12 protein-coding genes are annotated in these 13,058 nt (G+C 51.5%); all 12 read right to left on the reverse strand.

Translation table 11 applies throughout. From position 1 onward, the window contains the following. Positions 1-4: 4 nt before the first annotated feature. Positions 5-1,003 (reverse strand): aliphatic sulfonate ABC transporter substrate-binding protein, encoded by a 999-nt coding sequence (locus FKP33_RS02350; protein ID WP_181410024.1) that lies wholly within the window; start codon positions 1,001-1,003, stop codon positions 5-7. 18 nt (positions 1,004-1,021) lie between these two features. Beyond that, positions 1,022-1,807: an ABC transporter ATP-binding protein gene (locus FKP33_RS02355; RefSeq protein WP_127606347.1), complete on the reverse strand. Its 786-nt coding sequence runs from the start codon at positions 1,805-1,807 to the stop codon at positions 1,022-1,024. Positions 1,808-1,820: 13 nt separating this feature from the next. Continuing rightward, positions 1,821-3,155: an LLM class flavin-dependent oxidoreductase gene (locus tag FKP33_RS02360; RefSeq protein ID WP_219996634.1), complete on the reverse strand. Its 1,335-nt coding sequence runs from the start codon at positions 3,153-3,155 to the stop codon at positions 1,821-1,823. A gap of 328 nt (positions 3,156-3,483) precedes the next feature. Beyond that, positions 3,484-3,882 carry a metallophosphoesterase gene (locus FKP33_RS02365; protein WP_141333847.1) on the reverse strand — a complete coding sequence of 133 codons (399 nt, stop codon included), beginning with the start codon at positions 3,880-3,882 and terminating at the stop codon, positions 3,484-3,486. Positions 3,883-3,899: 17 nt separating this feature from the next. Then, entirely contained in the window at positions 3,900-4,868 is a 969-nt protein-coding gene (locus FKP33_RS02370; protein ID WP_141333848.1) for an ABC transporter ATP-binding protein, read from the reverse strand. Beyond that, on the reverse strand, positions 4,855-5,880 hold the full coding sequence (locus tag FKP33_RS02375) for an ABC transporter ATP-binding protein (protein ID WP_258313357.1): 1,026 nt from the start codon (positions 5,878-5,880) through the stop codon (positions 4,855-4,857). The genes FKP33_RS02370 and FKP33_RS02375 overlap by 14 nt, the downstream gene beginning before the upstream one ends. Positions 5,881-5,891: 11 nt before the next feature. After that, on the reverse strand, positions 5,892-6,704 hold the full coding sequence (locus FKP33_RS02380; RefSeq protein ID WP_141333849.1) for an ABC transporter permease: 813 nt from the start codon (positions 6,702-6,704) through the stop codon (positions 5,892-5,894). A gap of 10 nt (positions 6,705-6,714) precedes the next feature. Continuing rightward, on the reverse strand, positions 6,715-7,656 hold the full coding sequence (locus tag FKP33_RS02385; RefSeq protein ID WP_141333850.1) for an ABC transporter permease: 942 nt from the start codon (positions 7,654-7,656) through the stop codon (positions 6,715-6,717). A 30-nt stretch (positions 7,657-7,686) separates the two neighbouring features. Next, complete coding sequence (locus tag FKP33_RS02390; protein ID WP_141333851.1) at positions 7,687-9,291, reverse strand: ABC transporter substrate-binding protein; 1,605 nt, start codon at positions 9,289-9,291, stop codon at positions 7,687-7,689. Between the two features lie 38 nt (positions 9,292-9,329). Then, positions 9,330-10,043, reverse strand: a complete 714-nt coding sequence (locus tag FKP33_RS02395) for an HAD family hydrolase (RefSeq protein ID WP_054799623.1) — start codon at positions 10,041-10,043, stop codon at positions 9,330-9,332. Between the two features lie 19 nt (positions 10,044-10,062). Continuing rightward, a complete protein-coding gene (locus FKP33_RS02400; protein WP_181410025.1) occupies positions 10,063-11,826 on the reverse strand; it encodes a CocE/NonD family hydrolase in 1,764 nt (587 codons plus the stop codon). Continuing rightward, a complete protein-coding gene (locus FKP33_RS02405) occupies positions 11,826-12,818 on the reverse strand; it encodes a P1 family peptidase (protein ID WP_141333852.1) in 993 nt (330 codons plus the stop codon). Before FKP33_RS02405 ends, FKP33_RS02400 begins: the two co-directional genes overlap by 1 nt. Between the last annotated feature and the right edge of the window lie 240 nt (positions 12,819-13,058).

The following is a 13,058-nucleotide window of genomic DNA, read 5'->3' on the forward strand; positions in this document are numbered from 1 at the left end:
CCCACTAATTTGTTTTAGTTTCCTGCTTTGCCCTCGTAATAAACGTATTGTCAATAACTTTTGCGACCTCGACCTTGTTTTTGACTCCACCAAGATCGTAAAGAGTGTCCGCCGTTTTTTGATGTTCTTTGATATAATCATCCGACACCGGATCATTTCGGAAATCCGTATTTTTCACGATATTGGCCACAATGGCTTTATCCAATTTGAGCACTTGGGCATACAGATCTACGGCCTCGTTTTGGTTTTGGGTCTGCCAGGCAACGGCTTCGTCCAGCGCTTTTAAATACAGCTCTACGAATTCCGGATGCTCTTTCGCAAATTTGGTGCTGGCTACGGTAAAGTTCGGACTCGGCATCTTGAGATCTTCGCCCGATACCAATATTTTCGCTCCGACGGTAGCTTGCTCCGTACTGATGAACGGCTCCCAAATTCCCCATGCATCTACCGTACCGTTCTCGAAGGCAGGCTTCGCTTCGGAAGGGGCCAATTGAATTAATTTCACATCGGACGGCTGCAGCCCGGCTTGATCCAGGGCCCGGTAAATCAGATTGTAAGAGGTGCTGCCTTTGGCAACCGCTATTTTTTTGTCTTTTAATTCCTGAATGCTTGTGATGGGGCTATCTTTAGGCAGAAGCAGCACATTGTTTTTCAAACCGCTACTATATAAGGAAATGATTTTAAAGTCTATCCCTGCTGCTTGAGCCACAATGACCGGCGTATTGCCGCATGCCAGAAAATCAATGTGATTGGCGGACAGAGCTTCGAATTCTTCGGGCCCTGTCTGAAACTCAACCCAGTTGACTTTTGCCCCCTTTGCAGCAAACTGCTTCTCGACGAACCCCTTTTCTTTTGCCAAATAGGAAGGAGCTACATTTTTAATATAGCCAATATTAACCGTTAGGTTTTGTCCGTCTGTGTTACTCGTTTTGGTTCCGCAACCTGCGAGAGAAGCCATGACAAGTAAAGATAGCAAGAGTACAATCCATTTGTTTGGTTTCATTTCTCTTTCCCCCATTATTTAAATTCCTGCTCCTTCGACCAAAGCAAAGCTTTCCCATCTCTCGAATTCCTTCAATACCTTCAGGCGGAAATTTTGAAAAGCTTCGCTTGCTTTTTTCCGAGGATAAGGAAGATGGTTTGGGATGACGTCACGGATGACACCCGGTTTGGCTCCCATAATGACAATTTTATTGGCCACAAATACCGCCTCATCGATATCATGAGTCACTAAAACCATCGTTGTCTTTTTGTTTTCCCAAATTTCCAGAATGGCTTCCTGCATATGGGTTCTTGTAAAAGCGTCCAACGCGCCGAAAGGCTCATCCAGCAGCAGCACCTGAGGCTCTCTCAGTAGAGCGCGAGCAATGGAAACACGCTGGGACATCCCTCCGGAAAGTGCTCTAGGATACGATTTTTCAAATCCTTTGAGATGTGTCAATTCCAGCAGTTCGTCAACTTTTCTGCGGATATCGGCCGATTTCAAGGAATAATTCGCAGCAATATTTTGCTCCACCGTCAGCCATGGAAAAAGCCGGTGCTCTTGAAAAATGAACCCCTTCTCGATACTGGCGCTGTTCACTTTCTCTTCTCCCAAATATACGGCGCCCTCATAATCGTTATCCAGACCGGCTATAATTTTAAGAAGTGTGCTCTTTCCGCAGCCGCTCGGTCCGATAATCGCTATAAATTGCTCCTGACCGATTTCCAGGTTAATATCTTTCAATACGGACAGTGGACCTTTTTCGGTTTGGAACGTTTTACTGACCTTTTCAACTCGGAGGGATTTTTCTGACAAAGCAAGCATTCCTTTCCGCTTCTTATAGGACTGCACTTTTACTAAATTTATTTTGCGGTTTAGCAAGTCCCAGGTGATCCCTTAACATCCGTCCTGCGTATTCCGTTCTGAACAATCCTCTTTGTTGAAGGACGGGAATGACCGTATTTACAAACTCATCCAAGCCCCCCGGTAAATACGGAGGCATGATATTGAAACCGTCGGCTGCTCCGTTTACGAACCATTCTTCCAGTTGATCCGCTATCATTTCGGGCGTACCCACAAGGGTCCGATGACCGCGGGCTCCGGCTATGCGCAAGCTCAGTTCCCTTATCGTTAAGTTTTCTTTTTTGGCCAAATTGACTAAAAGATCGAACCTGCTTTTACCGCCGTTTGTTTCGGCAAATTCAGGCAGCGGGCCGTCCAGCGGATATACCGACAAATCGTGATCCATAAGGTCTGATAAAAGACCCACGCCGGCCATCGGATGAACGAGTTCCTGAAGATAGGCTTCCTTCTCCTTCGCCTCTTTAAGCGTGGAGCCGATAATAGGGAAGACACCCGGCATAATTTTCACTTCATCTGCGGATCTGCCGTATTGAATTAATTGTTTTTTCACGCTGGAATAAAACGCCTCTGCTTCTTCGCGTGTTTGCTGCGCAGTAAAAATAACTTCCGCCGTTTGTGCGGCGAGTTCTTTTCCCGCTCCGGAGGAGCCTGCCTGAATGATAACGGGTCTCCCTTGCGGCGTACGGGAAACATTAAGGGGACCGCGCACCGAAAAGAATTCACCTTCGTAATTAATCGCGTGAATTTTGCTGGAGTCCGCAAAAATTCCAGATTCTTTATCGATGACCAAGGCATCGTCTTCCCAGCTGTCCCATAAGCTCTTGACGACATCAATGTATTCCTTGGCCCGCTGGTACCGCAATCCGTGATCCGGGTGTTTCTCCTTGCTAAAATTGTAGGCCTCTGTAGAATAAGCCGATGTGACCACATTCCAAGCTGCGCGTCCGCCACTCAGATGATCTAAAGACGCGAACATCCGGGCTATATGATAAGGTTCTGTATAGGTTGTTGTTACCGTTGCCGCTAAACCGATATACTCCGTCACCGCCGAGAGTGCGGATAATAAAGTAATCGGCTCCGGCTTCACGGAAGCGGTATAAGATACGGCCGTATCGTTGGGGACTACGACATTATCGGCGAGAAAAATCATATCGAACTTTCCCCGTTCCGCCGTTTGGGCCAATTCCTTATAAAATTTCAGGTCCATGATTCCATTAGATTTCGCACCCGGGTGTCTCCAGGCAGCGAGGTGATGCCCGACATAATATAAGAAGGCTCCTAGATGCATCTGTCTGGCTTCTGAATGCATAGCTTTCTCCTCTTTCCATACCGTATTCTTGATGACATGCAGCTCACATTTTTTTCGTAAAAAAAGACAGCAGGAAACACAACATCAAAACGTGTTGGTCTCCAGCTGTCTGGTCGAACCTTCAATTCCTATTGGAATTATAGTGTATAAAACTTAACATCTTTCTATTTTGCTGTCAAGGCGCTTTTTGCTTTCTTATAGGATAATTCCCTTCTAAAAGCAACGGAAAAAGGCGATCGCTCCACCCGCTCGGACGGGGAACGTTCGCCTTTTTTTCCTGGCCTGGTCGACTTCAGCCTCATTTATAAAGCTGGCCGATGCTACAGGTTTAAATGTCGATAGTCACGTAAGACTTTGATACTTCCTCATACGCCCGCTTGGAATGCAGCCATTCCTTCTTATCGCCCAGACAATTGCAAATGAACTGCGTGGAGCCGATGGATATCTTTTTTCGGTAATGAACATGTCCGCAAACGGCATATTTGACAGAGCGGCTATACCAAATGTCATGATTTCCCGGCACAAACAAACATGGAATGCCCGCCCGTTCCTCGATTTCCTCTAACACGTTTAATGTTTGCACGTAATTGTTTGAAATATCTCCAGCCACAATGAGCAGGTCCGTATTCGTTGCCGATGCGGCACTACACAACGCTTCTTGAACAGTTCCGAATTCGTCGTCATTGTTTTTGTCCACATGAAGGTCGGACAATATGCCTATCCTCATTTTTGTTCTCCTCTATGTCAGGTGTATAGGTGGCAGCTGACGAAGTGGCCTTCGCGAATACCGGTGAGCACCGGAGCTTCCGTACTGCATCGTTCATGCGCATGGACGCAGCGGGTTTGAAACGCGCATCCTTTCGGGATATCGAGCGGGCTTGGCATATCCCCTTTCAGGATGATCCGTTCCCTTTTTTCTCTGCGATTTTCGGACGGTATGGCCGATACTAACGCTTTGGTATAAGGATGAAGCGGATTGGCGTACAAGTCTTCGACCTCCGCGATTTCCACAATTTTGCCCAGATACATGACGGCTACCCTGTCGCTCATATAATGTACGACATTCAGATCATGCGATATGAACAAATACGTCAAGTTCAGCTCCCGCTGCAAATCTTTCAGCAGGTTCAGGATTTGCGACTGTACGGATACGTCCAATGAGGAAACCGGCTCATCCAATACGAGAAACTCCGGCTTCAGCATCAGCGACCTGGCTATGCCGATCCGCTGTCTCTGTCCGCCGCTCAATTGATGTGTATAATGACGGGCGTAGGAGGGGTCCAGTCCGATTCGCAACAGCATGTCATCGACCTGCCGTTTCCGTTCCCGGCTATCTCCAAGCCGGTTTATTTTCAATGGCTCCTCGAGCAGTTCTCCAATCCGGAGTCTCGGATTCAAAGAGGTATAAGGATCTTGAAACACATATTGCATGTGTCTGCGCATGGACCGGGCCCTCGGGCCGCTCAGGCCGGTGATGTCTTTTCCGTTATACACCAGTGTGCCGTCTGTAGCCGGAAGCAGCAGCGACGCCAATTGCCCGACCGTGGACTTGCCGCAGCCGCTTTCACCTACCAGACCTAACGTTTCACCTGCCCGAATGGATAAGGACACGCCGTCAACGGCCCGCAGCGTTTGCCGCTGTCCTCCCCAGAAACCGCCGGCATAATGTTTCTTGATGTTTTGTAACTGTACAATGTCTTCAGCCGGCGCCATAAACCGCAACTCCTTCCTCCTGCACCAAAAAGCACCGTACGGATTGCTGACCGTTCATGCTGTACAAAGCCGGCGTTTCCGCAAAACACCGATCCGTCGCATGTGCGCACCGCGAGTTAAATGTGCAGCCCGGGCCTCTTTCCCGCAGACCGGGAACCGTACCTTGAATGGAAAACAGCCTTTCATATTTCTTTTGCGGCGTCGGTACGGATTGCTTCAATCCGATCGTATAGGGATGCTTTGGATTTTCCAACACCGCTTCCGCTGTGCCTTCCTCTACGATTTGTCCCGCATACATGACTGCAATCCGGTCGCACATATCCGCGATAACACCCAAATCGTGAGAAATGAGCAAAATCGACATGCCCTTCTCTTCGCGAATTTGCCGCATCAAGTCCAAAATTTGCGCTTGAATCGTGACGTCCAGCGCCGTCGTAGGTTCATCGGCAATGAGCAGATGCGGTTCGCCGGAAATCGCTATGGCGATCATGACCCGCTGACGCATGCCGCCGGACAGCTGGTGCGGGTATTCATTCAGAAGCGATTCCGGACGAGGCAGTCCGACAACCCGGAGCAGCTCGTGAGCGCGCTCCCTCGCTTCTTTACGCGAGCATCCGAAATGAAGCCGCAATGACTCCGTAATTTGACTGCCAATAGTAAAGGCCGTATTGAGCGAGCTCATCGGGTCTTGAAACACCATGGAAATTTCTTTCCCCCGTATGCGGCGAAGCTCCTCTTGGCCGAGACGGTGCAGCGGATGCTTCGACTGAAACCATATTTCGCCGCCGCTGATCTGCATCGCTTTCGGCTGCAGTCCGAGAATGGAGAGCGAAAGAACGCTTTTTCCGCTGCCGGATTCCCCGACGATACCTACAGTCTCCCCTTTAGCCACCGAAAGCGAAACTCCGCCAAGGACGGACAGCGTTTCGCGGGAGGACGTTGTTAATTGCAGCTCTAGATCGCGTATGTCGAGAAGAAACTCTGCCCGATGCATGGAGTTTGCAGAAACCATCTCATCACCTTCTATTGTCGTTTGTCACGCAGGTCTCGGATGCCGTCGCCAAGCAGGTTAAAGCCAAGTACGGTGACGGTAATGAATAGACCTGGGGCGAGCGCATACCAGGGCGCTTTGCCGATATAGCTTTGCGATTCGTTCAACATCCGGCCCCAGCTTGGGTCCGGCGGTTGGACTCCAAGCCCCAGGTAGCTGAGCGCGGCTTCTACCAATATCGCGGTGGAGAAGCTTAATGCCGCCGTCGTAACAACCGGAGACAGGATGTTAGGTAATATTTGTTTGAAAATAATGTTGGCATGGCCTGCTCCGATACCTCTTGCCGCCTTCACGAACTCGGCTTCCTTCATGTGCAGAAATCCGCTGCGCACGACCCTTGAAAAAGCCGGAACGGACAAAATCCCGATCGCGATCATCGTCTGGAACAGGCTCGGCTTAAAGAGGGACACGAGCAGCAGCGCAAGCAGCACACCCGGAAAGGCCAGAAGCGCGTCGATGAACCGCATCAACAGTTCGTCGGCCCATTTGCCCACATAACCGGCGATCGTGCCGATGAGCAGGCCGCCCGTAAGCCCGATCGCGACGGATACCGTACCCACCTTAAAAGCCGTTTGCGTTCCTTCCATAACGCGGCTTAGAATATCCCGGCCGAAATTGTCGGTTCCGAGCAGGTGAGCGGCGCTGGGCGCTTGCAGCCGGTCTGCGATGCTCATGTCATTGACCCCGTACGGCACGTAAATCAGACTGACCAGCATAAGGAGAAAGAGAACCGCTATACAGACGGCTCCCACAACGAGACTGAAGCTTAATTTTGTCGTCCTCATATGCAAACCTCTACTTTAAGCGGATTTTCGGATCCAGCCAGCGATAGGACAAGTCAACGATAAAATTGGTCGTGATGACGATAAATGCGATCATAAGGACCATGCCCTGCACTAGCGGATAATCGCGGTTGCCAATACCGGTGATAAGCAGGCCGCCAAGACCCGGCAGTGTGAAAACTTGTTCGACCACAAGGCTTCCCGCCAGTAATTCTCCAAAATTGATGCCGACAATCGTCACGACGGGCAACAGTGCGTTCTTCAGCACGTGCTTGTAATACACCGTGGATTCCTTCAATCCCTTGCTTCTGGCCGTGCGAACGTAATCCAGATGAAGCTGCTCCAGCATCGTCGTACGCAAGTAGCGTACGACGATCGCAATTTGCGGAAGCGCCAGGGCAACGGAAGGTAGCAGCAATGATTTAAATGCCAGCAGCGGGTTTTCCGACCAGGGCACATAGGCGCTGACCGAAAACCATTTGAGCGTGAGCGCGAACAGGAGAATGAGGATGATGCCCATCCAGAAGGACGGGATAGCGAGCCCGATCTGCGAACCGATTGAAATGATGATATCCACGGCTTTACCCTTTGACCTTGCGGCTGCGATCCCGAGTGGGATAGCCGTCACCGTCGTAAGGAGCAGCGCAAGCAGCGCTAACGACAAGGTGACTGGAAAGCGGCTGCCGATCAGATGCAGCACCGGCTCCGAGAAGCGAAGCGAATCGCCGAAATCGAGCCCGGCCACACCTCTCATCCAGCTTGCAAACTGTTCGGGCAGCGGTCGGTCCGTCCCCAGCTTGGCTTCCAGCAAAGCAATTTGCTCTTCGGAAGCTTCAGGACCCAAAATCGTCAGCGCCGGATTGCCTGGAATGATCCGAAATACGGAAAAAGTAAGAAGTACGACGAATAACACGGTCAAAAGGAGGGTCAGGATTCTGCGTACTAGATAGGGCAAGGCAAGTTCTCCTCCTTGATTCGTAGGTCCTTACTCCTTCAAGTAAACCGTCGACAAATCCTGGACGTAAAGCGGATATTGCTTGTATCCGTCCAGCTTTTTGTTCAATGCCACATTGAGGTTCGGATCCATGATATAAACAGCGGCAGCGTCATTCGACAAAATCGTTTGGACTTGTTTATACAGCGCCACTCGTTTGGCGTCGTCGACTTCCGTCACCGCCGCTTTCAGCGTTTTATCGAACTCGTCGCTCTTGTAGTTAAAGAAGTTATTCGCGGAATCGGACAAATATTTATTCAAGATTTGGTAAGGATCCAGCTTCCCGTCCAGTCCGATGATGGTCAAATCGTAATTGCGGTTTTTGTAAATCCGGTCCAGCCATACCGCCCATTCCACCGGTTCAATCTTCACTTTAATGCCGACTTTCGCCAGCTGCTGCACGATCACTTGGGCCGTATCGACATGAAATGGATAGTTGGACGGAACCGAGAGCGTCGTTTCAAAGCCGTCTTTGTAGCCGGCTTCAGCAAGCAGACTCTTGGCTTTGTCGAGATTCGTCTTATAGGTGTCTTCCAGACCGGCCTGATAGTACTTGGACAAGACGGGGCTGAGATTGGAGCCGAGCTTCGTTCCGTTGCCGAGCGCCACCCCTTTGATGATCTCATCCTTGTCGATGGCGTAATTGATTGCCTGACGGACTTTAATATCGTTGAACGGTTTCCACGAAATGTTGAAGGTCATCAGCTGGACCAGGTTTTGCGGTGCGCTAAGCTTGGTGTAGCTATCCCCCAGGGTTGAAATCGGGTCGTTTCCGATCCGCGGATAAATGTCGGCTTCGCCTGATTTAAGAGCCGCCAGAGAAGCGTTGGCATCCGTGATGATCCGGAACTCGACTTTGTCCAATGAGGGAACGCCTTTCACGTAGTAATCGGCAAACTTCTCCACGACAAGACGCTGTCCCGGGACGTATTCTTTGAATTTAAAGGGCCCGGTGCCGATTGGAAGCTTGTTGCTGTCTTGATAATCTTTAGGAATGACGGTTGCCGTAAGTGCCGTCAAGAATGAAGAATTGTTCTTTTTCAATGTAATGACGACGGTGCCTGCATCAGACGCCTCGATCGCTTGCACATCCTGGAATGCCGGATTTAGCGGCTTGCCGGTAGCGGTGCCGGCCAAACGATCGTAGGAAAATTTAACATCCTGCGAAGTAACGGGATTGCCGTTATGGAATTTGACGCCGCTGCGAAGCTTGAACGTATAAGTCAGACCGTCCGGCGATACTTGATAAGACTCGGCGACGGCCGGGAGAAGCTCCCCTTTCTCGTTAGGCTTCAGCAGTCCTTCAAAAACATTGAACAGTACTTCGGACGTGCCCGCAGCAACCGCAAGATGAGGGTCCAGGTAGTCGAGATCTTGAGGGATAAGGACTACAACGTTGCCTCCCTCTTTCTTCCCTCCGCTTATTTTTTGTGCACCTGCCTTGGACGCATCCTGCGAATCGGACGACTCCGGCTTCACCGCATTGGACGAGCCTTCACCGTTAGTCCCTCCGGCGCTGCTGCAGGCCGCTAAGGCCAAGATCAACAAGATGAAGGGTACTGTAAATAAAGATCGAGCATTCCGCTTTGCTTTCATAGGCTTCCCACCTTTTTTTTTGAGATTAGCAGTTGGGGTTACGAAATGATTTTGTTGTCCTGCCTGAACAGCAGCTCCGGCAGCTCTTCGACAGACAATAACGTGCGTTCGAATGTGATCTCCTCGATGCCGAGAGTGCCGAACCGATTAATCAAGATCGGCTTCATCCCTGCTTTCGCGCTGCCCACTACGTCGTCGTAATAATTATCTCCCACATATAAACATTGCTTGGGGTCGACTCCGGCGAGTTCCGCCGCCTTGAGAAAAATCCTGACATCCGGCTTCTCCACTTGAACTTCGGACGATACGATAATGTGGTCCAAATAAGGCAGCAGTCCTGTTTCCTCCAAGACGGTTCTAGCGCTGGCATCCCAATTCGAAATCAAGCCGATGCCGACCGAAGCTTTCTTTAGAAGGGCCAGCACAGGGTGGGAGAACGGAAACGGCTTCCACCTGGGAGACTGAGCTATCTGGATATCCCGCAGCCGACGGCATTGATCGTGCAGGTCGAACCGGACGCCCAGCGTATAATTGAGCACGCCCACATACCAGGGCATATACGTATGGATTTGTTTGCCTAACGCCCCCGGGTATTCCCGCATAAAAAGCTTGTCGGTCAAATGATAAGCTTCTTCAATGTCTTCCAAGCTGAGTTCGATGCCCTGCTCCAGCCAGAATTGCTGATACTCCTTCTCTCTCTCTTGATACACTAACGTATAGCCAAGATCGAACCATATATACGATGTCTGCATGTGTGCCTCCGCTGACGTATCATTGAACGAATGACTGCTTGCTGTTGACGACCGGCAGCGTCAGCTTCGACGCAAAGCGGCGGTCGTGATAAATTGTTTGCGTAGCCGTTACAAAATCCGCAGCGGTCACCTGACCGGGATTCATCATCCGGTTGGGATTACGGTCGAAGGTCGGGAACAGTGAGCTCGTGATGTCCAGCCTGACGGAGTGGCCTTTCTTGAACACATTGGCGGTCGGCCCGAGTGAAACGACGTATTGGATCACCTCGCCCGGCGGAACCGGCTCCGGTTTCTCAAGACCTCCTCTATAGCTGGCCCGCACGATCCCTTCGGCAATGTTGATCGCTCTTCCGTCCGGATAGACATCCACTAGTTTGGCTACGAAATCGGTATCCTCCGCTGTCGTGGATGCATACAGCTCGACGGACACTTCCCCGATTACCGTCAAATCCTCCTTCAGAACGTCGGACGTATAGACCAGCACATCGTTTCTGATTTCAACCGGAAGCTGGTTTTTCGGTCCCATCGGAGTGAGATCGGGAACCGCGCCCGACCTGCCGCCCAATGCGGGAACGGGAATCGAAGGATGATAGACATATACATCTGGCGGTTCATCCAGCGGTTCGGTCAGGCTCAGCTTTCCGTCGCCGTTCACGGAACTAGCTTTGTACAAGCTGTGCAAGTAATAGGCTGCTGCTTGGCTCCCCTGCACAGGCCAGCTTTCCGCTTCCAACCATTTGTCTGAACCCATGACGAACAGACGAACGGGGGACGGCTGGGGAGCAGCCGGCTCCACACTTTTCAACCATCGGTCAAACCACTGAAGCTGAACGGAATCGATTTCATTCGCGGCCTCCGGTCCGAAATCCACTTCGCCGACGTATCTCGACCACGGCATGTGGTACCAAGGCTCGATAAACAAGTATTGATTTTTCCGCGCCCTTTCGGTTGCGCCGTGCTGGCTTACGCCCAAGTAGTTCTCGATAGTCCCGTCAATAAAAATGTCATACCACCCGCCGATGTGCAGAGCGGGCACCTCAATGGCTTTATAATTCTCCCTCAAGGAAATCTGGCGCCAGTAGTCGTCGCGGGCCGGGTGCTCCAGCCACTCCAGATAATAAGGTGCGGTTTCCTTGACCGCCTCCGGAGGGCTGTTCAGCGGAAGCGCTTTGTAATAACCGTGGATACCGGCATATAGAGAAGACAGCTCTTCCGCCCGCTCCGGCCGGTTATTCCTTAATGCCGTATCTTGGGCCACGAACAATATCCAGGATAGCGTACAAGCCAGCGCAAAGGCGCCGTTCCGGTAAGCTTTCCCTTGATACGAATCGGAACCGATCATGCCGGGCGCGATACAGACCAAATGCGGCGGGCGGCTTACCGCAGCAAGCCATTGCGCGGCTCCCACATAGGAGAAACCGTACATCCCGACATTCGGGATGACACCCGGGAGAGATGCAGCCCATTCAACTGTGTCGTAACCGTCTTCGGCTTCCTTCACGTAAGGATGAAAATCCCCTTCCGATGTCCATCGTCCCCGCACATCCTGGACGACGACAACATAACCGTGGCGGGCATACCAAGCAGGATGGGCATAATTCATCGTTTGCGCGTCTTCTTTGTTGTAAGGCGTTCTCATCAGCAGTACCGGGTACTTCTCGCTCTTGTCTCCTGCAGCAGGACGATAAATATCGGCATACAGCGTCACGCCGTCACGCATCGGAACCGGTACGTTCTTCTCCACCGTTACCGATCCGATGGACGTTATCGTGCTATCGGTCATCAGGCGTCACCTTCCAACCGGCGCTTCCGCAAGTCGCGGTAGGCCGGAAGTCCGCCCGCTCCATCCGCTGTCATGACGGCTCTTACGATTGCCGTTGCCAGCACTTCGGCCGACACCGCTCCGACCAAATCCACCGAGGCCTCGACCTCCCCCGTAGCGGCGGCAAATACGGTATCTCCGTCGAACATCGTATGTACGGGGTAAATGGTGCGGGCTAATCCGTCATGCGCCATTTCGGCCACTTTCTTCGCCTGGGCTTTGGTCAGTTTTGCGTTGCTCGCCACAACGGCAAGCGTCGTATTCGTCCCTTGCGGAATGTTAGTAAACGCAAACGGCTTATCGTACAACCAGCTGCGGCTGTCCACCGGATGGCCTTCGCGGTCTAGCGAACCGGCCAGCAATTCGCCCGTTCGGGGATCGCGAACTTCTCCCATCGCATTCAAGGCCACAATGGCGCCGATCACGAGCCCATTCGGATAACGGACGGATGCCGTGCCGATTCCCGCTTTCATCGCGCCCTCGAATCCGCCCAATTTCCCGACGGAAGCGCCGCAGCCTGCACCAACGTTACCTTCCCTGTCTTCCGTAGGGGAGGCCAGCGCTGCCGCCCGGTATCCCATATCTCGGTCAGGCCTTACTTTCGGATCTCCGATGGACAGATCGAACAATACGGCTGACGGAACGATAGGAACGACGCCAACTCCGACATCGACCCCGATCCCTTTTTCTTCCAGCCATGCGACAACCCCGCCGGCTGCATCCAATCCGAAGCTGGAGCCGCCGCTTAAACAAACCGCATGGACTCGATCCACCAACCCGGTCGGGTCGAGCAAATCGGTTTCCCTGGTACCGGGGGCGGAACCCCGAACGTCAACGCTGCACACCGCACCTTCCTCCCAAGTGATAACGGTGCAGCCTGTAAATGCTTTGGTGTTTTCCGCGTGTCCCACTTTCGTGCCGGGAACATCTGTAATCGATCCAGCGGACCCCATGTCTCCCCCTCCGGTTGCTCAGTATCTTCGGAATCATTTCTTTGTGGAAATAAAAAAAATGCCGCTCTAATCATTCGATTAGTAGCTGACATTTCCAGTAATCTGGTCAATGCTGAAATTCCGACTCGTTCGGTTGGAATAATACTATCACACCTATTTTTGAGAAGTCAATACATCTTTTTCCAAAAAAATGTAGTTGACAATCCCCATATTTGTCATTACTATAGCAATCATCTGAAA

This window comes from Paenibacillus sp. tmac-D7 (assembly GCF_006519665.1).
Classification (GTDB): Bacteria; Bacillota; Bacilli; order Paenibacillales; family NBRC-103111; genus Paenibacillus_G; species Paenibacillus_G validus.